Here is a 22,202-nt window from a genome sequence, read left to right on the forward strand (position 1 = left end):
CCCTCCCGATCAGCCGCGCGGGACGTCATCAGGATCGTGGCCTCCAGCCCACCATCTCGATGACGTCCGGAGCTGATGACGCCGCGCCCCCGACGCCCTCCTCCGCAGCTGACGACGCCCCACCCGACGACCAGCACGTACGACGCACCCCCGCCGCGACGGGAGCCCACCCACGGACCCCCGACCTCAGACCAGCGGCACCATCAGCTGCTTGAGCAACCGCGCGAGCGACTCGCGATCCTCCGGGGGGAGGGCGGCGAGCAGGGAGCGCTCACGGTCGAGCAGCGACTCGAAGGCGTCGTCGACGCTGCGGCCGCCGGCGTCGGTCAGGCGGACGAGTACGCCGCGCCGGTCGTGGGGGTCGGGCAGTCGGTCGACGAGGCCGCGGGCGACGAGCCGGTCGACGCGGTTGGTCATCGTGCCGCTGGTGACCAGCGTCTGCCGTAACAGCGCGCCGGGACTGAGCTGGTAGGGCCGCCCGGCACGCCGGAGCGCGGCGAGCACGTCGAACTCCCACGGCTCGACGTCGACCGCGGCGAAGGCGGCGCGCCGCTCGCGGTCGAGCAGCCGGGCGAGCCGGGTGAGGCGGCTGAAGACCTCGACGGGCGCCAGGTCGAGGTCGGAGCGCTCGCGGCCCCACGCCTCGACCAGCTCGTCGACCTCGTCCCGCTCCACGACCCGAGCGTAGCCCGAACTGGAGGCTGCCGAGATTCTCGATGTCGAGATACCGTCGACGGATGGCCTTCAGCTGGGACCCCGCCCGCTACCTCGGGCACGCCGACCACCGCGCCCGCCCCTTCCACGACCTGCTCGCCCGGGTCGGCGTCGACGACCCGGACCTCGTCGTCGACCTCGGCTGCGGGGCCGGCAACCTGACCGCCCTGCTGCCGCAGCGCTGGCCGGACGCCCGGGTCGTCGGCATCGACAGCAGCGAGGAGATGCTCGACCGGGCCCGGGAGGTGGCCGACGTCGAGCTCGAGGTCGGCGACGTCCGCGACTGGCCCGCCCGCGGCCTGCGACCGGAGGTGCTGGTCAGCAACGCGGTGCTGCACTGGCTGCCCGACCACCTCGAGCTGCTGCCCGCCCTGGCCGCGACGGTCGCGCCCGGCGGCTGGCTGGCGCTGCAGGTGCCCGGCAACTGGCACGCGCCGAGCCACACCCTGGTCGCCGAGCTGGCCGCGCGGGCGCCGTACGCCGAGCACACCGGTGACGTGGCCCGGATGGTCAGCCACGATCCGGAGACCTACCTGCGGGTGCTCGACGCGCAGGGTTGGGAGGTCGACGCGTGGGAGACGACCTACGCCCACGTGCTCACCGGCGCCGACGCCGTCTTCGACTGGATCAGCGGCACCGGCCTGCGCCCGACCGTGCAGGCGCTTCCCGACGACCTCCGCACCGCCTTCGAGGACGAGCTCAAGCAGCAGCTGCGGGCGGCGTACCCCGAGCGCGACGGCGTCGTGGTGATGCCGTTCCGGCGGGTCTTCGCCGTCGCCCGACGCGGCTGAGGCCCGCGGCGCCCGGCAGGATGCCCCCGTGCCCCTCTCCTTCTTCGTCCCGGCCGAGGCCTCCGACCCCGCCGGGACCCGCGACCCCGGCGACCCCGCCGACCCCGGCGATCGGGACGCCTGGACGCCGACCGATGCCGCCTGCAGCCTGTGGAGCGACGACCACCTCCACGGCGTCGCCGTCAGCGGGTTCCTGGCGCGGGCCGCGGAGGCCGAGGTCGCGAGACGCGGACGCGACGACCTGCGGGCGGCGCGGTGGACGGTCGACCTGTTCCGCCCCGCCCGCCGTCGGGTGACGCGGGCGCGCGTCCACGTGGTGCGCGAGTCGGCGCGGCTGTGCCTGGTCGACGTCGAGCTGGTGCAGGACAACGACGACGGCGAGGAGGTCGCCGCCCGGGCCAGCGGGCTGTTCCTCAAGCAGGGCGAGCCCGCGGCCGGCGCGGTCTGGGAGCCCGAGGGCGCCCCCGAGCCGCCGCCGCTCGATCTCGCCCCGCCCACCGACCGGCCGCGGCTGCCGCTGTTCCGCAGCGAGGGCGTCGGCTGGCACGACTCGTTCGAGGTGCACCAGAACTCCGGTCGCAAGACCACCTGGCAGGTCGGGGTGCCCGTCGTGCCGGGGGAGCGTCCCTCGGGCTTCGTCGCGGCCGCCTCGGTCGCGGACGTCGCGAGCATGGTCACCAACTGGGGCGACCGCGGCATCGAGCAGATCAACACCGACATCACGCTCACCCTGGCGCGCGCCCCCGAGGGCGTCGAGATCGGCCTCGAGGCGGCCGACCGGGTCTCGGCCGACGGCATCGCGGTCGGCACGGCGACCGTCTTCGACCGCGCCGGCCGGCTCGGCAGCGCGGTGGTGACCTCGGTGTCGAACGCGCAGCGGGCCGTCGACCTGACCGGCGGTGACCCGGCCGACGACCCGCGGCTGCAGCGCGGAGTCTAGCGGCGCCTCACGCCGCCGGACGCGAGCCCGAGCGCACCCAGGCGTCGCGGGCGGCGACGCCGATGTCGGGGTTGTCGGTGAACAGCCCGTCGACGCCGGCGTCGAGGAAGGCGCGGACCTCGGCCGCCAGGTCACCCGGCGCGTTCGGGTCGGTGCCGCGGCGGAAGTTCACGGCCATGAACTGGTTCTCCCGGCGCAGCGTGAAGGGGTGCACGACCAGCCTGTTGCGGTGGGCGTCGCGCACCAGCGGGCTCGGCGCCCCGGTGCGGCCCGAGGCGTCGCGGGGGAGGACCAGCTCCTTGTTGGGGCCGATGCCCTCGGCGTACGACGAGATGGCGCGCAGCTCGCGCGGCGTGGTCAGGTCGCGGTAGGTGCGGGGGTCGCCCTGCGCCACGAGGTCGTACGGCGCCCCGGAGCCGTCGATGAGCTGGATGATGGGGAGCTTGGTCATCCGGTCGAGCTGACGCAGGTTGGTCGTCTCGAAGCTCTGCAGGAACACCTTGTCTCCTCGCGAGTCGAAGCCGCGGGCGCGCAGCGTGTCCACCAGCGTGCGCTCCATCGGCAGCCCGATGGACTGGAAGTACGTCGGGTGCTTGGTCTCGGTGTAGACGCCGACGTCGCGGGCGGTGCCCGGCCGGGCGTCGTTCGTACGACGCACCAGGTCGAGCACCTCGGTCAGCGTCGGCACCTCGAACCGCCCGTCGTACGCCGTGTTGGCCGGCCGCACCAGCGGCAGCCGCTCCTCGGCCCGCAGGGTCTTGAGCTCCGCGAGGGTGAAGTCCTCGGTGAACCACCCGGTGACCGGGCGGCCGTCGATCTGCTTGGTGGTGCGACGCGCGGCGAACTCCGGGTGCTGCGACACGTCGGTGGTGCCACCGATCTCGTTCTCGTGGCGGGCGACCAGCACGCCGTCCTTGGTCGGCACCAGGTCGGGCTCGACGTAGTCGGCGCCCTGCTCGATCGCGAGCTGGTAGGCCGCCAGCGTGTGCTCGGGCCGGTAGCCGGACGCGCCGCGGTGGCCGATCACGAGCGGCTGCGAGGCGCGCACGCCGCGGTCGCCGGGGTCCTTCGGCGGCGCGGCCTGGGCGGCCCCGACGAGGCCGGGCAGGGTGAGCAGGAGGGCCAGCGCGAGGCCGGCCAGGAGCGTGGGCACGACCGAGAGGCCGCGCTTCCCGAGAGAGGTCATGGCTGACAACCAACCCCGCGGAGGTGACGGCACGCAAGGTCCAGGTGTCCGGCGGGGGTCGATCTGTCGTCGGGCGGGCGGCGAGCCGGGCTAGTCGGGGGACGGCAGGGTGCTTGACGACCCCGGACCTCGTAGTTAGTTTGTCGACCCAACGTACTCGTGACCTACGTCACAGTCTGGGACAGGTGGGGCGCATGGTGCCAGGGCCGGGGGCAGGCCTCGCGACGTCGGCCACGGCCGACCAGGTCGCCGTACGCCGCCACAACCTCGCGGTCGTCGCCACGCACCTGCGCCGTCACGGAGCCCGCTCGCGCGCACGGGTCGCGGCCGAGACCGGGCTCAACAAGGCGACTGTGTCGAGCCTCGTCGCCGAGCTGTGCACCCGCGGCCTGGTGATGGAGGGCGAGGTCGAGCGCGGCGCGGTCGGTCGCCCCGGACGGGTCGTGGCCATCGACACCGACTCCTACGTCGCACTCGGCGCCGAGGTCAACATCGACTACGTCTCGGTGCTGGCGATGGACCTCGGCGGCGGCGTCGTGGAGGAGCGCCGCGTGCCGATGGACACCGCCACCATGGCCCCCGACCTGGTGCAGGACCGCCTGGCCGACACCGTCGCGGACGTCATCGACCGCCTCGTCGCGCGGGGCACGCGTCCCGTGGGCCTGACGCTCGCGGTGCCCGGCCTGTCCGACGAGTCCACGGGCCAGGTCCACGACGCGCCCAACCTCGGCTGGCGCGACCAGCCCGTCGTCGAGGCCGTGCGCCGCCGGCTGGGCGACCCCGACTTCCCGATCCACCTCGACAACGAGGCCAACCTGGCGGCGCTGGCCGAGCTCGACAACCGCGGGCCGGGCCGCTCGGTGCAGCACCTGCTGCTGCTCACCGGCGCGGTCGGCGTCGGTGGCGGCGTGGTGTGCGGCGGCCAGTTGCTGCGGGGGGCCCGGGGCTTCGCCGGGGAGCTGGGCCACGTCCAGGTCGACCCCGACGGCGAGCCCTGCCCCTGCGGTCGCCGCGGCTGCTGGGAGACGGTCGTGGGCCTCAAGGCGCTGCTGCGTCTCGCGGCGGACGCCGACGACGAGGTGCGCGACCCGGCGGTCGACCTCGAGCGCCGCCTCCAGTCCGTACGCCGCCGCGCCGTCGCCGGCGACGAGCGCACCCTGCGGGCCATCGAGGAGGTGGGCCGGTGGCTGGTCAGCGGCTGCGGCAACCTCGTCAACGTCTTCAACCCCGAGATCCTCGTGCTCGGCGGCTACTTCGCCGTCCTGGGGGAGTGGTTCGTCCCGCAGCTGCGTGAGGGCCTGCGCGCGCACGTCTTCGCCCCCGAGGCCGGCGGTGTCACGGTCGAGCTCTCGGTGCTGGGGTTCTCCGCCGCGGTCCGCGGCGGCGCCCTGCGCGCCGCCCAGGCGGTCTTCGACGACCCCACGCTCGCGCCGGTGCGCGAGCCGATCGACCTCGACCACCCGACCCCCGACCGCACGGGAGCCCTCGCATGAGCACCGCCGCCACACCTCCCGACCAGCCCGGTGCTCCGCTGCTGCAGATGCGCGGGATCGTCAAGGAGTTCCCGGGGGTCCGCGCCCTCGACGGCATCGACCTCGACGTCCGCGCCGGCGAGGTCCACTGCCTGCTCGGCCAGAACGGCGCCGGCAAGTCGACGCTGATCAAGATCCTCTCGGCCTCCTACCAGCCCGACGAGGGCACCATCGTGTGGGACGGCGAGGAGCGCCGGCTGACCTCGCCCATGGCGGCCATCAACGCCGGCATCGCCACGATCTACCAGGAGCTCGACCTCGTCCCGGGCCTGACGGTGGCGGAGAACGTCTTCCTCGGCCACGAGAAGTCGCGGCTGGGCATGAGCCAGCGCTCGGTGGCCAACCGGGCGACGCGCGACCTGCTCAAGCGGCTGGGCCACTCCGAGATCGCGCCCCACCGCCGGGTCGAGACGCTCTCCCCGGCCGGCCAGCAGGTCGCGAGCATGGCCCGGGCGCTGTCCCACGACACCCGGCTGCTGATCCTCGACGAGCCCTCGGCGGTGCTGGACGCCGGTGAGGTGGCCAACCTGTTCCGCGTCATCCGCGGCCTGACCGCCGAGGGGGTCGCGGTCGTCTACATCTCCCACCGGCTCGAGGAGATCCGTGAGATCGGCGACCGCATCACCGTGCTCAAGGACGGTGCCACCGTCGCCACCGGCCTGTCCGCGCGCGACACCCCGACCTCCGAGCTGATCAGGCTGATGACGGGGCGCTCGATCGAGTACGTCTTCCCGCCGCGCTCGGAGAAGCCGTTCGGCGACGTGGTCCTCGAGGTGGAGGGGCTGGGCCTCGAGGGGGTCTTCGCCGACGTCGACCTGACCGTGCGGGCCGGTGAGATCGTCGGCCTGACCGGCCTGGTGGGAGCCGGCCGGTCGGAGATCCTCGAGACCGTCTACGGCGCCCGGAAGGCGACGGCGGGCACGGTCAGCGTCGACGGCCGCCGGCTGCGCCCCGGGCAGGTGCCGGCCGCCGTCGGTGCCGGGATCGGGCTCGCCCCCGAGGAGCGCAAGAGCCAGGGTCTGCTGCTCGACCAGTCGGTCGCGGACAACATCACCGTCTCCTCGCTGCGGTCGGTCTCCCGCTTCGGCTTCCTCGACCGCGGCGCCGAGCGGCGCAAGGCCGACGAGCTGTCCACCTCGCTCGACGTGCGTCCCAGCGGGGTGGCCCGCAAGGTCCGCACGCTCTCGGGCGGCAACCAGCAGAAGGTCGTCCTGGCGCGCTGGCTGCTGCGGGGGTGCCGGGTGCTGATGCTCGACGAGCCCACCCGCGGCGTCGACGTCGGCGCCCGGACCGAGATCTACCAGCTCGTCCGCACGCTGGCCGACTCCGGGGTCGCGGTGGTCGTGGTGTCCAGCGAGGTCGACGAGGTGCTGGGCCTGGCCGACCGGGTCCTGGTGGTGCGTGAGGGAGCGGTGGTCGCCGAGGCCCCCGCAGGAGAGCTCGACGAGTCGAAGGTCCTGGACCTCGTCATGGAAGGAAGAGTCGCATGAGCAACAGAGGCACCGAGCCCGTCGCGGTCGACGACGTCCGCGGGGACGCCGACCGGTCGGCCACCGAGCGGGCCGAGCAGGAGGGTCTGGAGGCCGGGTCGTCCCGCGGCGGCCGGGTCTGGGAGCTCCTCTCCTCGAGCGTGGGCCGCAACCTCGGCCTGCTCGTGGGCCTGGCGCTGCTGTGCGTCGTCGGGTTCGCCACGGCGGGGGAGCGCTTCCTCAGCGAGTCCAACCTGATCACCGTGCTGCTGCTGGCCTCGGTCATCGGCGTGGTGAGCGTCGGCATGACCTTCGTGATCACCGGCGGCGGCATCGACCTCTCGGTCGGCGCGATCGTCGCGCTGTCCTCGATCTGGTGCACGACGCTGTCGGTCCAGGCCACCGGGCGCGACGTCGGCTGGCTGACCATGGCGTTCTCGGCCCTGGCGGTCGGCGCGGTGTGCGGCCTGATCAACGGGACCCTGATCGCGTACGGCGGGGTGGTGCCGTTCGTCGCCACCCTCGCCATGCTGGCCAGTGCCCGCGGCTACGCCGAGATCCTCAGCAACCGCCGCACCCAGATCGTCGACGTGCCCGGCTTCACCGACGCCCTCAACGCCCGGCCCCTGGGCGTGCCGATGCTGGTGGTCATCTTCCTCGTGGTCGCGGCGCTGGGGTGGGTGCTGCTCAACCGCACCACCTTCGGTCGGCGCACCGTCGCGGTCGGCGGCAACCCGGAGGCTGCGCGGCTGGCGGGCATCAACGTCAAGCGCCACACCGTGCTGCTCTACGTGCTGCTCGGGATGTGCTGCGGCATCGCCGCACTGATGATCGTGGCCCGCACGACGACCGGCTCCTCCACCCACGGCGGTGGCTACGAGCTCGACGCGATCGCCGCCGTCGTGATCGGCGGGACGCTGATCGCCGGTGGCCGCGGCACGATCGTCGGCACCGTCCTGGGCGTCCTGATCTTCACGACCCTGACCAACGTCTTCACGCTCAACGACCGCTCCACCTCCGAGCAGGCCCTGATCAAGGGCGTGATCATCGTCGTCGCCGTGCTGCTCCAGCAGCGCCTGGCCGAGCGAAAGGTGGCCAAGACCTAGCGGCCGCGCCCGCACCCCGACCCGTCCCATCCCGTCTCACCCGTCATCACACGCACGCAAGGAGCACCGCCATGAACCGCACCCCCCTCCGCACCCGCCTCGGCGTCGGCGCCGTCGCCGGCCTGAGCTGCCTGGCCCTGACCGCCTGCGCCAGCAACGACACCAGCTCCTCCTCCGAGGAGAAGGGGTCCTCCAGCGCCAACGCCGCGTCCGGCTCCAACGACGAGTCGGGCGACAAGCTGGTCATCGGCTTCTCCGCGCCGGCCGCCGACCACGGCTGGATGGCCTCGATCACCGAGTCCACCCGCAAGGCCGCCGAGAAGTACGACGACGTCGAGCTCCGCGTCGCCGAGGGCACCAACGAGGTCAACCTGCAGATCAGCCAGGTCGAGACCTTCATCAACGACAAGGTCGACGCCATCGTGCTGCTGCCCTTCGACGGCGACGCGCTCACCCGGGTGGCCCTCCAGGCGATGGAGGCCGGCATCCCGGTCATCAACGTCGACCGCGAGTTCAACGACCCCAACGCCGCCCGCGTGACCGTGCTCGGCGACAACTACGGCATGGGCGTCTCGGCCGGCCAGTACATCTGCTCCCAGCTCGAGGACGAGCCCGACAGCGTCGTCGCCGAGATCGCGGGCATCGACTCGCTGCCCCTGACCCAGGACCGCAGCAAGGGCTTCAAGGACGCGCTCGACGAGTGCGGCCTCGACGTGGACGCCCGGGTCGCCGCCGACTTCACCGTCGAGGGCGGCGAGGAGTCGACCCGCAACCTGCTGCAGGCCCAGCCCGAGATCGACGCCATCTGGAACCACGACGACGACCAGGGCGTCGGCGTGCTGGCCGCGATGAAGAGCGAGGACCGCGACGAGTTCTTCATGGTCGGCGGTGCCGGCTCGGCCAACGCGATGCGGGAGATCCAGTCCGGCGACGGCGTGCTGAAGGCGACCGTCGTCTACCCGTCCACGCAGGGCGCCGACGGCGTCAAGCTCGCCCGGCTGCTGGCCCAGGAGAAGGCGATGAGCGACCTGGTCGAGGTCGAGGTGCCCCGCGAGGTGCAGCTCTACGCGCCGGTCGTGACCGAGGAGAACGTCGACAAGTACATCGACACCGCCTTCGAGTCCTGAGCCGCCCCTGACGTCCCCGCCCCCGCCCGTCGGACACCCGCGGGCGGGGCGGGGTCACCACCACCCGACCCTGGAGTGACACCCGATGACCGAGACCCGTCCCGCCCTGCAGGTCGCCATGGTCGGCCACGCCTTCATGGGGGCCGCCCACAGCCAGGCCTGGCGCGTGGCTCCCCGCTTCTTCGACCTCCCGCTCGCGCCGGCCATGCACGTCGTCGTCGGTCGTGACGCCGGCCGGGCCCAGGACGCCGCCGAGCGCCTGGGCTGGGCGGGGTCGGCCACCGACTGGCGCGAGGTCGTCGCCCGCGACGACGTCGACCTGGTCGACATCTGCACCCCCGGCCACACCCACGCCGAGATCGCGATCGCCGCGCTCGCGGCCGGCAAGCACGTCCTGTGCGAGAAGCCGCTGGCCAACACCGTCGCCGAGGCGGAGGAGATGGCCGCGGTCGCCGAGCGCGCCGCCGGCGACGGCGTCCGCGCCATGGTCGGCTTCACCTACCGCCGCGTCCCCGCGGTCGCCCTGGCCCGCCGGCTGGTCCAGGAGGGCCGGATCGGCCAGGTACGCCAGGTCCGCGCGGTCTACCTCCAGGACTGGATCGCCGACCCCGAGGCGCCGCTGTCCTGGCGCCTCGACAAGGAGCTCGCCGGGTCCGGCGCCCTGGGCGACATCGGCGCCCACGCCGTCGACCTCGCCCAGTTCGTCACCGGCGACCGGCTGGTCGAGGTCTCCGGCCACCTCGAGACCTTCGTGACCGAGCGGCCCGTCGCCGCGGGCGACACCGCCGGCACCCTCGGCGGCGGGGGCGCCTCGGGCGAGCGCGGCCCGGTCACCGTCGACGACGCCGCGCTGTTCCTCGCCCGGTTCGCGGGCGGCGCGATCGGCACGTTCGAGGCGACGCGCTTCGCCACCGGCCGCAAGAACGCGCTGCGCCTGGAGGTCAACGGCTCGCAGGGCTCGCTGGCCTTCGACTTCGAGGACATGAACGTGCTCGAGCTCTTCGACGCCACCGAGCCCGACGAGACCGCCGGGTTCCGGCGGATCCTGGTCACCGAGCCCGGCCACCCCTACGTGTCGGCCTGGTGGCCCGCGGGTCACGGCCTCGGCTACGAGCACGGCTTCACCCACCAGGTGGTCGACCTCGTCGAGGCGATCGCCGCCGGCACCGACCCCCACCCCACCTTCGCCGACGGTCTGCAGGTCCAGCGCGTGCTGGCGGCCGTCGAGCAGAGCTCGTCCACCCGCACCTGGCAGGAGATCCCCGCATGAGCGACCTCACCCCCCGTCCCGAGGACAAGTTCTCCTTCGGGCTGTGGACCGTCGGCTGGCAGGGCACCGACGTGTTCGGTCCCGCCAGCCGCTCGCTGCTGGACCCGGTCGAGGCGACGTACCAGCTGGCCGAGCTCGGTGCCGCCGCGGTGAGCTTCCACGACGACGACCTGCTGCCCGACGAGGACGCCCGCGACGCCACCCTCGAGCGCTACAAGAAGGCGCTGGCGGAGACCGGCCTCGTCACCGAGATGGTCACCACCAACCTGTTCAGCGACCCGGTGTTCAAGGAGGGCGCGCTGACCGCCAACGACCGGCGCGTGCGGCGCCACGCCGTGGCCAAGGTGCTGCGCAACCTCGACCTGGCCGCCGAGCTGGGCGCCGAGACGTTCGTGGTGTGGGGCGGGCGCGAGGGCGCTGAGCACGGTGGCGGCAAGGACGTGCGCGCGGCCCTGGACCGGATGAAGGAGGCCATCGACCTGTTCTGCTCCTACGTGCTGCGGCAGGGCTACGACCTGAGGTTCGCCCTCGAGCCCAAGCCCAACGAGCCGCGCGGCGACATCCTGCTCCCGACCATCGGCCACGCGCTGGCGTTCATCGACGAGCTGGAGCACCCCGACCTGGTCGGCCTCAACCCCGAGGTCGGCCACGAGGAGATGGCCGGGCTCAACTTCGCCCAGGGCATCGCCCAGGCCGCCTGGCACGGCAAGCTGTTCCACATCGACCTCAACGGCCAGCACGGCCCGCGGTTCGACCAGGACCTGCGGTTCGGCGCCGGCAACCTGCGCGGCGCCTTCTGGGCCGTCGACGCGCTGCTCGGCAGCGGCACCGCCCCGGCGTACGACGGCTACGTCCACTTCGACTACAAGCCGCCGCGCGCCGAGGCGATCGACGGCGTGTGGTCGTCGGCCGCGTCGTGCATGCGCAACTACCTGCTGCTGCGGGAGCGGGCCCTGGCCTTCCGCGCCGACCCCGAGGTGACCGAGGCCCTGGCCGCGGCCAAGGTCGGCGAGCTCGCCACCCCGACGCTCGAGCCGGGGGAGACCCTCGCCGCGCTCCGCGAGGAGGAGCACGACCTGACCGCGCTGCGTGAGCGCGGCACCGCGATGGAGGCGCTGGACCAGCTCGCCATGGAGCACCTGCTCGGCGCCCGCTGAGCCGACCCGACCGACCACCACACCACCGGAGGACCCCATGCCCCGACCCATCACCCTGTTCACCGGCCAGTGGGCCGACCTGCCGCTCGAGGAGGTGGCCGAGCTCGCCTCCGGCTGGGGGTACGACGGCCTCGAGCTCGCCTGCTGGGGCGACCACCTCGACCCCTGGCAGGCCGCCGAGGACGACGCCTACGTGCAGGGCAAGCTCGACCTGCTCGAGAAGTACGACCTGAAGTGCTTCGCGATCTCCAACCACCTCAAGGGCCAGGCGGTCTGTGACGACCCGATCGACGGCCGCCACGAGGCGATCCTGTCCTCGCGGGTGTGGGGCGACGGCGACCCGGAGGGCGTGCGGCAGCGCGCGGCCGAGGAGATGAAGCTGACCGCCCGCACCGCGCAGCGGCTCGGCGTGGACGTCGTCGTCGGCTTCACCGGCTCCTCGATCTGGAAGTACGTCGCGATGTTCCCCCCGGCGACCGAGGAGATGGTCGAGGCCGGCTACCGCGACTTCGCCGACCGGTGGAACCCCATCCTCGACGTCTTCGACGAGTGCGGGGTGCGCTTCGCCCACGAGGTGCACCCCTCGGAGATCGCCTACGACTATTGGACGACCGTCCGGACGCTCGAGGCGATCGGCCACCGGGAGGCGTTCGGCCTCAACTGGGACCCCAGCCACTTCGTGTGGCAGGACCTCGACCCGGTGGGGTTCATGTGGGACTTCCGCGACCGGATCTACCACGTGGACTGCAAGGACGCGAAGCGGCAGACCGGCAACGGCCGCAACGGCCGGCTCGGGTCGCACCTGCCGTGGGCCGACCCGCGGCGCGGGTGGGACTTCGTCTCGACCGGTCACGGGGACGTGCCGTGGGAGCAGTCCTTCCGGATGCTGAACACGATCGGCTACGACGGCCCGATCTCGGTGGAGTGGGAGGACGCGGGCATGGACCGGCTCGTCGGTGCTCCCGAGGCGCTGGACTTCGTCCGACGGCTCGCCTTCGACGCCCCCACCGCGGCCTTCGACGCCGCGTTCAGCACCAAGGACTGAGCACGTCGCCCCCGGGGCACCCGCACGACGCGTCGCGTCGGCGCGGGGCCCCGGGCGGCACCCGTCGCCGGTAGCCTGAGCCAGGTCTTCGTGACTTTCCCCGGTTGGTCTGCCGGCAGGGCCCGCCTGACTTTGAATCAGGACAAGCGACGTAGGTTCGACTCCTACCCGGGGAGCGTGAGCACCGATCGCACCGCCCCGACCCCTCCCGCCACCGACCTGACGGTCGTCGTCCTCGCCGCGGGGGGCGGCACCCGGATGAAGTCCAAGACGGCCAAGGTGCTGCACCCGCTGGCGGGTCGCAGCATGCTCGGCCACGTGCTGGCGGCGGTCCGCGAGCTCGAGCCGCGGCGCGTGGTGACGGTGGTGGGCCACCAGCGCGAGCAGGTCGCGCCCCACGTCGAGCAGCACCTGCCCGAGGCGCGGATCGCGGTGCAGGAGACCCAGGACGGCACCGGTCACGCCGTGCGCATCGCCTGGGACGTTCTCGACGACGCGGACCGACAGGGCACCGTGCTCGTGGCGTACGGCGACACGCCGCTCCTCGAGGGCGCCAGCCTCCGGGCGCTGGTCGCCGACCACGTCGGCGCCGGCCGGGCGGTGAGCATCCTGTCGGGCATCGTCGGCGACCCCCACGGCTACGGCCGGGTGGTGCGCGACGAGGCCGGTGAGGTCACCGGCATCGTGGAGCAGAAGGACGCCACCGACGAGCAGCGCGCGGTCCGCGAGATCAACAGCGGCATCCTCGCCTTCGACGCCGCCTTCCTCGGCGCGGCGCTGCCCCGGCTGTCCTCGCAGAACGCCGCGGGGGAGTACTACCTCACCGACACCGTCGCCCTGGCCCGCGCGGACGGCCTGCCCGTCGGCGCGATGCCGCTCGACGACGTGCTGCAGACCGAGGGCGCCAACGACCGGGTGCAGCTGGCCGAGCTGGGCCGCGAGAAGAACCGCCGCATCCTGGCCCGCTGGATGCGCGAGGGCGTCACCGTGATGGACCCCGCCACCACCTGGGTCGACGCCGACGTGGTGCTCGCCCGCGACGTCACGCTGCTGCCCGGCGTACAGCTGCTCGGCGCGACCGTGGTCGAGGAGGACGCCGTCATCGGCCCGGACTGCACGCTGGAGGACGTCGAGGTGGGCGAGGGGGCGCGCGTCGTACGCACGCACGGGCAGCTGGCCGTCATCGGCGCCGGCGCGACCGTCGGCCCGTTCTCCTACCTGCGCCCGGGCGCCCGGCTGGGGGCCCACGGCAAGATCGGCGCGTTCGTCGAGGTGAAGAACTCCACCATCGGCGACGGCGCCAAGGTGCCCCACCTGTCGTACGTCGGCGACGCCGACATCGGCGAGGGCACCAACATCGGCGCCGGGACGATCTTCGCCAACTACGACGGGGTCGCCAAGCACCGCACCACGATCGGCAGGCACGCCCGCACCGCCAGCAACAACACGTTCGTGGCGCCCGTGACCGTCGGCGACGGCGCCGCCACCGGGGCCGGCTCGACGATCCGCGAGGACGTCCCGCCGGGCGCGCTGGCGGTCTCGGCCGGTCCGCAGCGCACCATCGCCGGGTGGGTGCTCAAGCGCCGCGAGGGCACCGCGCAGGCCGACGCGGCGCGTGACGCAGGGGCGACCGAGGAGTGACCCGGGAGTGAACCTGGGCGCGGCCCGAGGGGTGACCCCCCTGCCGGCCGACCCTGCCGGTGGGCCACAATCGACCCGCACGTCCTTCCAGCACGAGGAGCGCCGCACGTGAGCGGAATGAAGCGCACCACCGAGAAGAACCTGATGGTCTTCACCGGACGGGCCCACCCCTCGCTGGCGGACGAGGTGGCCACGCTGATGGGCACCGAGCTCGTGCCGACGTCGGCCTACGAGTTCGCCAACTCCGAGATCTACGTGCGCTACGAGGAGTCCGTCCGCGGCTCCGACGCCTTCGTGATCCAGAGCCACACCGCGCCGGTCAACGAGTGGATCATGGAGCACCTGATCATGGTCGACGCGCTCAAGCGCGCCTCGGCCAAGCGGATCACCGTGGTGCTGCCGTTCTACGGCTACGCCCGCCAGGACAAGAAGCACCGTGGCCGCGAGCCGATCTCGGCGCGGCTGATGGCCGACCTGTTCAAGACCGCGGGCGCCGACCGGCTGATCGCGGTCGACCTGCACGCCGACCAGATCCAGGGCTTCTTCGACGGGCCCGTCGACCACCTGATGGCGATGCCGATCCTGGCCGACTACGTCAAGGAGAAGTACGGCGACCAGCGCCTCGCCGTCGTCTCCCCGGACGCCGGCCGGATCAAGGTCGCCGAGCGGTGGTCGGCCCGGCTGGGCGGCGTACCCCTGGCCTTCATCCACAAGACCCGCCGCGAGGACCGCCCCAACGAGACCGTCGCCAACCGCGTGGTCGGCAAGGTCGAGGGCCGGATCTGCATCCTCACCGACGACATGATCGACACCGGCGGCACCATCGTGAAGGCCGCCGACGCGCTCATGGCCGACGGCGCGGCCGGCGTGATCATCGCCGCCACCCACGCGATCCTCTCCGACCCCGCGGTCGACCGGCTGAAGAACTCCCCGGCCACCGAGGTCGTGGTCACCAACACCCTCCCGATCGCCCCGGAGTGCCACTTCGACAAGCTCACGGTGCTCTCGATCGCGCCCCTGATCTCCCGCGCGATCAAGGAGGTCTTCGAGGACGGCTCGGTGACCTCGATGTTCGACGGCCACGCCTGAGCGGTCGCTCGCGACCCGATTTCATGCCCGCGTCACCCAGCGGCTAGGATCGTGCAGTTGCCTCGGCGAGGGAGCGGGCCCGCGAGGGTCGGCTCCGTGATCGACGCGGTCGGTTCGTGACCCCATGCACCGCGCCCGTCGGCCTGCGGTGCATGTGCTGTCCCCGGCCCGTGGCAAACCCACTGACGTAGTCCCCGCACGCCCACCTGAGGAGCCGCACCGATGTCCGAAGACAAGATCAAGGCCGAGACCCGCACCGAGTTCGGCAAGGGCGCCGCGCGCCGCATCCGCCGGGCCGACAAGGTGCCCGCGGTCATCTACGGCCACGGCAACGCGCCCATCCACGTCACGCTGCCCGGCCACGACACCTTCCTCGCGCTCAAGCGCGGCGGTGCCAACGCGCTGCTGGACATCGACGTCGACGGCAAGAAGTACCTCGCGCTGACCAAGCAGATCCAGGCCGACCCGATCAAGGGCTTCCTCGAGCACGTCGACTTCGTCGAGGTCCGCAAGGGCGAGATGGTCACCGTCGACATCCCCGTCCACGTGACCGGCGAGTCCAAGTCCGACGCGCTGACGGTGACCGAGCTCAACACGGTCTCCATCGAGGCCGACGCCACCGCGATCCCCGAGGCCTTCGAGATCTCCGTCGAGGACGCCGAGATCGGCTTCCAGGTCTTCGCCAAGGACCTCGCGCTGCCCAACGGCGCGACGCTGCTCACCGACGAGGACCTGCTGGTCGTCAACGTGATCCACGCGCCCACCGCCGAGGAGGTCGAGGCCGAGCTGGAGGAGGCCGAGGCCGAGGTCGGCATCGAGCGCGACGAGACCGACGAGGAGGCCGCCGAGGCTGCCGAGACCGAGGGCAGCGAGTCCGAGGCCGCCGGCGAGGGCGACACCGTCCCCGAGACCGACGCCAACGACGGCCAGCGCTGATCCGCTCCGGTGGTCGATGACGCGGTCTGGCTGGTCGTCGGGCTGGGCAACCCTGGTCCGACGTACGCCGGGACGCGGCACAACATCGGCTACCTCGTCACCGACGAGCTCGCCCGTCGCACGGGCGGCTCGTGGCGCAAGCACAAGACCGGGCGCGCCGACGTCGTCGAAGGACGACTCGGTGCGCCCGGCACTGCGTCACCGCGGGTCGTGCTGGCACGCCCGCGCTGCTACATGAACGAGTCCGGGGGACCGGTCAAGGCGCTGGCCACGTTCTACAAGGTCGCCCCCGACCACGTCGTCGCGATCCACGACGAGCTCGACATCGCCTTCGGCACGCTGCGCACCAAGCTCGGTGGCGGCGACAACGGCCACAACGGGCTGAAGTCGATGCGCTCCTCCCTCGGCACCGGCGACTTCTACCGGGTGCGGGCCGGCATCGGCCGCCCCCCGGGTCGCCAGGAGCCGGCCGACTACGTGCTCTCGGCGTACTCCCGGGCCGAGCAGAAGGAGCTCCCCTTCCAGGTCGACACCGCCGCCGACGCGGTCGAGTCCCTGATCCGCGACGGCCTCGAGTCCACCCAGCAGAGGTACAACAGCTGAGCCGTCGGTCTGGGCCGCTACTGGCTCACTAGGGTGGTCTGCGTGACCGACTTCGACTCCGACCACGAGCTCGCCGCCTGGGCCGCCACCTCCGCCGGGGAGCTCCTCCTCGACGTACGCCGCCAGGGCCTGGAGGGCCGCGAGCTCAAGGACGCCGGCGACATGGCCGCCCACGAGCACCTGATGAAGGTGCTCGCCGAGCACCGGCCCGACGACGCGATCCTCTCGGAGGAGTCGTGGCGCGGCACCGAGTCGACCCACGACCGCTCGATCACCGACCGGGTCTGGATCATCGACCCCCTCGACGGCACCCGTGAGTTCTCCGAGCCGCCCCGCGACGACTGGGCCGTCCACGTCGCGCTGTGGGAGCGCGGCGCCGGCAACGGCGACGGGGGACTGGGCGAGCTGATCGCCGGCGCAGTCGCCCAGCCCGGCATCGGGCAGACGTTCAGCACGGGGGACCGGGTCGACGTACCCCCCCGCACCTCGGACCGCCCCCGCATCGTGGTCAGCCGCACCCGCCCCCCGGCCTTCGTCGAGGCGTTCGCCGCCGAGATCGACGCCGAGCTGGTCCCGATGGGCTCCGCGGGCGCCAAGGTGATGGCGGTCGTCCGCGACGTCGCCGACGCCTACATCCACGCCGGGGGACAGTACGAGTGGGACTCCGCCGCCCCCGTCGCCGTCGCCCGCGCCGCCGGCCTGTTCACCAGCCGCGTGGACGGTACGCCGCTGCGCTACAACCAGGACGACGTCTCCCTGCCCGACCTCATCGTGTGCCGTCCGGAGCTGTCGGAGTCGATCCTGGAGTTCGTACACAAGCACCAAGCAGACTGACCGGCGGGTGTGTGTTCTGCCTACTCGCTCTTCGTGGACGAGTCGGGACTAATCAAGTGGTGCTTGATTTCCTGCTGGTCAGCCCGCAGGCAAGCGACAAGAACTCTGTATCGGCGTTCTGGTGTTCTAGGCTGATTGGATGGACCTAACCTACCTAGTGGGCGCCTCGGCGGCAGACTCTCTCATCCGTGGGGTGACCGCTGGTCGGTATCACTTGCTCTTGGGTGCAGGCGCGAGTCTGGGCGGAAAAAGCAGAAGTGGTGTGGACCTCCCGGGCGGCGTGGCATTGGCTGCCGAACTAAAGCAGCAATTCGACCTGCCACTCGCTGACACGCATCTGCGGCGAGCTTTTAAGCTTGCGAGGAGCGAGCGGTCTAGGGCTGGCGAGGAGTTCGGTGATTACATCAATTCCCGTTTTACGGGCGTCACGCCTCCAGACTGGATGAAAATCCTAGTTCAGTACCCGTGGCAGAGAATTTGGACGCTCAACATAGATGATGCTGTTGAGCGCGCTTATGACGCATGGAGCGCTGATGCGGTGGTCAGGGCGCGGGGGGTTTCTTGGAGTGAAAACTCGTCTTCTGCCACCAACGATAAAGAATGGGTGCACGTCGTGCATCTTCACGGGCGTGCATCGAAAGCTAGTCGAGACGGTGAACTCGTATTCAGTACAACCGATTACGCGAATGCCTATGGGGAAAAGGGTTACTGGCACTCCCATTTTGCAGGTGAGTATGAATCCTCGCCAACCATTGCGGTGGGGGCATCTCTAGACGGGGAGTTCGATCTCGAAAATATCCTTGAGAGACGCAAGTTAACCTTCGACCTTCCCTCCTTCATAATTGCGCCGGGCATCACGGATGACTTCGCGCGAGAGTACCGCTCGTACGATCTCACGCCGATTAAAGCGACTGCTACCGAGTTCTTCGAGGCTCTCCATCTCGCAACCACTCAGGTTCGGGGTCGTGCTGATGCCGCGTGGAGTCACCCGATGATGGGTGTTGCGTTCGAAAAAGCGTGGCAGCGTGTTGACGCCGCGAAGCCTGCCGCTGTCGACAGTCGTCACGATTACTATTCGGGCCACGCCCCCACGTGGTCTGACATTGAAAAAGGAATGCCTGCCACTCGGCATCGAGTCGATGGAGTTGTAAAAAGAATCGTGGCTCAACCGCGCGGCGATATGGGTGTCCATTTGTTGACGGGCGAGGCATGCTCAGGCAAGTCGAGTGCACTATTATTGGCGGCTCGCGAGTTACTAAACAGGGGTTTCGAACCCTTGCTTTTCGTTGGTAGCGCGGCTCCTGATGTTGAAGCGCTTGCGGCGTACTCGCGCGCAAACCCAAATGCAATATTCTTATTCGACGGCGCTGAGGATTTCGCGCGCGACATTGGGGAGCTTGCGCACCACCACGGCGCTGACCACACGATTCGTGTGTTGATGGTCGACAGGTCACGAGCACTCGCCCATATGAAACGCAGTATCCCTGAACATTTCATGAGCCAAACGATCCTGCATGCCGAACTTACTAACAAGGAGATTGCCGACCTGTACGATAGGTTAAAGCAGAAAAATCGACTCGGGCACCTAGCAACTGCTACTCAGCTGGAGTTTGCGAATCACTTCAAGGTGCATCAAGGGCGACTGTTTGACGGCATGGCCTCTGTCGAGAACGGGCGGGGGTTTATAGACCGGGTGGGTGATTCTTACGATGAACTTCGTCGTAAGCCCGGGGTTGGACTCGTTCGTTTGGCGGCGCTGACCTCAATGTCTGGCTATGGGGTTCCCCTGACCGCACTTACCGCGGCATCGGGTTTGCCCGCGGCCGAGATCAGTCGTCTTGTTCGGGAGACGAGGATCGGGGACTACGTAACCGTTGATAGTAGGGAGCTGCGTCTGAGATCCCGTCATTTCGGTGAGACACTATGGAACGATTTCCTTCCGGTCCCCGAGAAGGCAGAAGCAGCTAAGCGACTGGTGCTTGCAGTTGCGCCGTTCGTGGACCCGTCTGCCATCTCGGACGACACGCTTTCCTACCGCATCGCGCGATCGGTGATGGATGAGGAATTTGTAAGGTCCGTTCATGGGGACAAGCAATCTGCGCTTCACTGGTACGAAGATTTAGAGCGCGATTACGCGTGGAACGCTCGATTTTGGGAGCAACGGGCGCTTCTCGCTTCCAGTGCGGGGAGGCACGAGCAAGCTCTCAGCTGGGCCGTGACTGCTGTAGCGAAGTGGCGCGATTCGTTCTCGCTGAATACGGTCGGCGTAGTCTCAATGAGACGTGCGGTCGCAGAAGCTAGGCCTGGAAAGTGGCCGATCGACTCGTTCGGGGATGCAGAACAATATCTGCGGGAGTCGCGCGGTCGACGATCGAGTGGAACAGGGCGCGACAGGGCTGAATACCCCTACGTCAGTTTCTTTTCAGGAATACTGGATATTCTGCAGGTCACAGGGCGCGTTGAAGGTCGGGATCGCGACACAGTTCAGCGGAATATCATGGATTGGCAAGTGGCTGCGGAGGATATCAGGGGCGAAGCTCAGATAGAAATCGCCCGCGTCGTTTCGCGTGTCGTAGCCAGATGGACCTAAGCGGAAAGTTCCTTTGTACTGAGTAAAACTGACTTTTCCGCCCGCGAGGTCACCCCCCCTTCTGAATTGGGCCGTCTGGCACGCTCGTCATCGATGGACGCAAGCTGTAGCTCGGGTCTCGAAGAGACAAGGCGACGGAGATCGAGGTCGACGACAAGGTCGTGCGGGATCCGGGCCCCAATCGGGTCCACGTCCCGTTGCGGGGCGAGACTAAGACGGGGCGGCTCGCGTATTACTTTCCCTGGGCCCTCTCCGTGGGCGACGGGATCACCACCGCGCTGCGGGGGCGGCCGTTCATGCTGCACCGGTCAGCGACGGGGGTGTCGGGGGAGAAGCGGCACCAGAAGCGGCTGCAGAAGGGGTGCCGTGGTGAATGGAGACGATGCTGGTTCACTTTGCGCGCTGGAACCGCACCGCTGGCGAGTTGTGCGTGACCTGGCTGCCGCAAGTGATCTGGGCAGTGCCCCAGCCGCGCGAGCGGTGCCAACCGGTCTCACGCGGTCAGTTGCTCGTCTTCTTGGCTGGGGCATTCTTTGCGGTGCTCTTCTTGGCCGGAGCTTTCTTGGTGGCGGTCTTCCTGGGCGGCGCCTTCTTCGCGGCGGCCTTCTTCGCCGGCTTGTCCAACGCAGCACGTGTCGCCGCTGACCGACCCGATCGGGCCTTCTGGGTGGGCTTGTCGGACGCGTCAGACGAACCGGAGTCGTCGCCTCCGGACGGCAGCCCAAGGCCCTTCTCCAGCGCGGTCAGCGCCTCACCGGTGTAGACGGCGAGCCGCTGCAGGTGGGGCACCGCGTCCCGGTCGCCGATGAAGCCGAAGTTCATGGTGTCGGCGTACGTCTCCAGGGTGATGTTCAGCGCCATCCCGTGCGCCGGGATCGACACCGGATAGACGGCCTCCAGGCGCGAGCCGTGCAGCCAGAGCGTCTTCTTCGGGCCCGGCACGTTGGAGAGCACCAGGTTGAAGGTGTTCGGCAGCGGGTTCTTGACGCCCGCGATCGCGGCCGAGGTCTGGGCGACGCTGGGCGCCAGAAGGTATCCGGAGTACGCCAGCGAGGGCAGCTGACCCAGCCCGGCCATCTGGTCCTTCGCCTTGGTCGTCGAGTCGATCACCGCCTCCAGCCGCTCCACCGGGTCCGCCACGTGGGTGCCCATGGAGGCCATCAGCACGGCGACCTTGTTGCCGCCGCCCTCGTCGCCGTCGTCGCGGATGTTCACCGGCACGAAGGCCACCAGGGGCTTCGTCGGCAGCTCGCCGAGCTCGTCGAGGTAGGCGCGGAGCCCGCCGCCGCAGACCGCCATCACGACGTCGTTGAGGGTGCCGCCCGACGCCTTGGCGACGGCCTTGAAGCGGGAGGTGTCGAACTGCTGGGTGGCGAAGCGACGGGTCCGGCTGGTGCGCTGGTTGAAGATCGAGTCGGGCGCGCTCCAGCCGCCCTTGAGGTTCTTGTGCTCCTCCCCGCGGCTGGTCTCGAGCTTGATGACCGCCTTGGCCACGCCGGCCGCGGAACCCGCCGCGCCGAGCGCACCCTTGGCCACCCCGGTCGCCGTACCGGTCACGGCGCGGACCAGCGACGCGGACTCCTTCGGCGGCTTCGAGCGCTTCGGCGGGTCGAGGCTGAAGAAGAACTTGCCCTTGCTGTCCGGGTCCTCCGAGAGCGAGCGGCCCAGCATCTTCACCGCGCTGTAGCCGTCCACCAGGGCGTGGTGCACCTTCGTGTACAGCGCGAACCGACCGCCCTCGAGGCCCTCGATGACGTGCAGCTCCCACGGCGGCCGGGTGAAGTCGAGCTGGTGGCTGTGCAGCCGCGAGACCAGGATGCCGAGCTCGCGCTCGTCGCCCGGGCTGGCCAACGCGGAGCGGCGTACGTGGAAGTCGAAGTCGAAGTTCTCGTCCTCGACCCACGCCTGTCGGGGGTGGCGCAGCAGGAACGGGTGCGTCAGCTTCTGGTTCCACGGCGGCAGCACCGGCTGGTGGCGCGCCTCCTCCAGGATGTCGCGCAGGTACGTCGGTCCCGCGTCGGCCGGCGGCGTGAACGGCATCAACGACGCGACGTGCATCATCGTCTCCGGCGTCTCGATCCACAGGAACATCGCGTCCTGCGGGGGAACCCTGCGCTTCTTGGCCATGGGGGCGATCCTGCACCACCCGCCCGGGGCCGTGAGCCGAGTTCA

The 22,202-nt window shown here is 70.5% G+C and carries 18 protein-coding genes and 1 tRNA gene; 16 read left to right on the forward strand and 3 right to left on the reverse strand.

Annotation, left to right across the window (positions count from 1 at the left end; all coding sequences use genetic code 11):
• Window positions 1-186: 186 nt before the first annotated feature.
• Window positions 187-675: a MarR family winged helix-turn-helix transcriptional regulator gene (locus tag ASG49_RS03750; RefSeq protein WP_056537250.1), complete on the reverse strand. Its 489-nt coding sequence runs from the start codon at window positions 673-675 to the stop codon at window positions 187-189.
• A gap of 62 nt (window positions 676-737) precedes the next feature.
• Here ASG49_RS03750 and ASG49_RS03755 point away from each other — a divergent pair, with 62 nt between their 5' ends.
• Window positions 738-1,505 carry a methyltransferase domain-containing protein gene (locus tag ASG49_RS03755; RefSeq protein WP_056537255.1) on the forward strand — a complete coding sequence of 256 codons (768 nt, stop codon included), beginning with the start codon at window positions 738-740 and terminating at the stop codon, window positions 1,503-1,505.
• A gap of 28 nt (window positions 1,506-1,533) precedes the next feature.
• Window positions 1,534-2,445: an acyl-CoA thioesterase domain-containing protein gene (locus tag ASG49_RS03760; RefSeq protein ID WP_082533755.1), complete on the forward strand. Its 912-nt coding sequence runs from the start codon at window positions 1,534-1,536 to the stop codon at window positions 2,443-2,445.
• 7 nt (window positions 2,446-2,452) lie between these two features.
• Here ASG49_RS03760 and ASG49_RS03765 read toward each other — a convergent pair whose 3' ends face one another.
• The gene (locus tag ASG49_RS03765; RefSeq protein WP_056537258.1) at window positions 2,453-3,631 is read right to left on the reverse strand and encodes a glycerophosphodiester phosphodiesterase; all 1,179 of its coding nucleotides are present in this window, start codon (window positions 3,629-3,631) and stop codon (window positions 2,453-2,455) included.
• A gap of 194 nt (window positions 3,632-3,825) precedes the next feature.
• Between ASG49_RS03765 and ASG49_RS03770 the strand changes: the two genes are divergently transcribed.
• The 14 genes from ASG49_RS03770 (at window position 3,826) to ASG49_RS18140 (ending at window position 20,030) form a co-directional block, all read left to right on the forward strand.
• On the forward strand, window positions 3,826-5,124 hold the full coding sequence (locus ASG49_RS03770) for an ROK family transcriptional regulator (protein ID WP_056537261.1): 1,299 nt from the start codon (window positions 3,826-3,828) through the stop codon (window positions 5,122-5,124).
• Complete coding sequence (locus ASG49_RS03775; protein WP_200936189.1) at window positions 5,121-6,653, forward strand: sugar ABC transporter ATP-binding protein; 1,533 nt, start codon at window positions 5,121-5,123, stop codon at window positions 6,651-6,653. Before ASG49_RS03770 ends, ASG49_RS03775 begins: the two co-directional genes overlap by 4 nt.
• Window positions 6,650-7,738 carry an ABC transporter permease gene (locus tag ASG49_RS03780; RefSeq protein WP_056537264.1) on the forward strand — a complete coding sequence of 363 codons (1,089 nt, stop codon included), beginning with the start codon at window positions 6,650-6,652 and terminating at the stop codon, window positions 7,736-7,738. Before ASG49_RS03775 ends, ASG49_RS03780 begins: the two co-directional genes overlap by 4 nt.
• 71 nt (window positions 7,739-7,809) lie before the next feature.
• Window positions 7,810-8,865 carry a substrate-binding domain-containing protein gene (locus ASG49_RS03785; RefSeq protein ID WP_056537266.1) on the forward strand — a complete coding sequence of 352 codons (1,056 nt, stop codon included), beginning with the start codon at window positions 7,810-7,812 and terminating at the stop codon, window positions 8,863-8,865.
• 85 nt (window positions 8,866-8,950) lie between these two features.
• A complete protein-coding gene (locus tag ASG49_RS03790; protein ID WP_056537268.1) occupies window positions 8,951-10,135 on the forward strand; it encodes a Gfo/Idh/MocA family protein in 1,185 nt (394 codons plus the stop codon).
• On the forward strand, window positions 10,132-11,292 hold the full coding sequence (gene xylA, locus ASG49_RS03795; protein ID WP_056537272.1) for a xylose isomerase: 1,161 nt from the start codon (window positions 10,132-10,134) through the stop codon (window positions 11,290-11,292). The genes ASG49_RS03790 and xylA overlap by 4 nt, the downstream gene beginning before the upstream one ends.
• Window positions 11,293-11,329: 37 nt before the next feature.
• Window positions 11,330-12,337 (forward strand): sugar phosphate isomerase/epimerase, encoded by a 1,008-nt coding sequence (locus ASG49_RS03800; RefSeq protein ID WP_056537275.1) that lies wholly within the window; start codon window positions 11,330-11,332, stop codon window positions 12,335-12,337.
• Window positions 12,338-12,434: 97 nt separating this feature from the next.
• A tRNA-Gln gene (locus ASG49_RS03805) sits at window positions 12,435-12,513 on the forward strand.
• Between the two features lies 1 nt (window position 12,514).
• Window positions 12,515-13,978, forward strand: coding sequence for a bifunctional UDP-N-acetylglucosamine diphosphorylase/glucosamine-1-phosphate N-acetyltransferase GlmU (gene glmU, locus ASG49_RS03810; RefSeq protein ID WP_082533756.1), 1,464 nt, complete (start codon window positions 12,515-12,517; stop codon window positions 13,976-13,978).
• A 108-nt stretch (window positions 13,979-14,086) separates the two neighbouring features.
• Window positions 14,087-15,067: a ribose-phosphate diphosphokinase gene (locus ASG49_RS03815; RefSeq protein ID WP_200936190.1), complete on the forward strand. Its 981-nt coding sequence runs from the start codon at window positions 14,087-14,089 to the stop codon at window positions 15,065-15,067.
• Window positions 15,068-15,289: 222 nt separating this feature from the next.
• The gene (locus ASG49_RS03820) at window positions 15,290-16,003 is read left to right on the forward strand and encodes a 50S ribosomal protein L25/general stress protein Ctc (RefSeq protein ID WP_056537284.1); all 714 of its coding nucleotides are present in this window, start codon (window positions 15,290-15,292) and stop codon (window positions 16,001-16,003) included.
• A 9-nt stretch (window positions 16,004-16,012) separates the two neighbouring features.
• Window positions 16,013-16,606: an aminoacyl-tRNA hydrolase gene (gene pth, locus ASG49_RS03825; RefSeq protein ID WP_056537285.1), complete on the forward strand. Its 594-nt coding sequence runs from the start codon at window positions 16,013-16,015 to the stop codon at window positions 16,604-16,606.
• A gap of 42 nt (window positions 16,607-16,648) precedes the next feature.
• Complete coding sequence (locus ASG49_RS03830; RefSeq protein WP_056537286.1) at window positions 16,649-17,440, forward strand: 3'(2'),5'-bisphosphate nucleotidase CysQ; 792 nt, start codon at window positions 16,649-16,651, stop codon at window positions 17,438-17,440.
• Window positions 17,441-17,579: 139 nt separating this feature from the next.
• On the forward strand, window positions 17,580-20,030 hold the full coding sequence (locus ASG49_RS18140) for an SIR2 family protein (RefSeq protein WP_082533757.1): 2,451 nt from the start codon (window positions 17,580-17,582) through the stop codon (window positions 20,028-20,030).
• A gap of 501 nt (window positions 20,031-20,531) precedes the next feature.
• Here the strand turns inward: ASG49_RS18140 and ASG49_RS03835 are convergent.
• Window positions 20,532-22,157, reverse strand: a complete 1,626-nt coding sequence (locus tag ASG49_RS03835; protein ID WP_082533758.1) for a wax ester/triacylglycerol synthase family O-acyltransferase — start codon at window positions 22,155-22,157, stop codon at window positions 20,532-20,534.
• Window positions 22,158-22,202: the final 45 nt, after the last annotated feature.

The organism is Marmoricola sp. Leaf446, assembly GCF_001424755.1.
In the GTDB taxonomy this organism is placed as follows: Bacteria; Actinomycetota; Actinomycetes; order Propionibacteriales; family Nocardioidaceae; genus Marmoricola.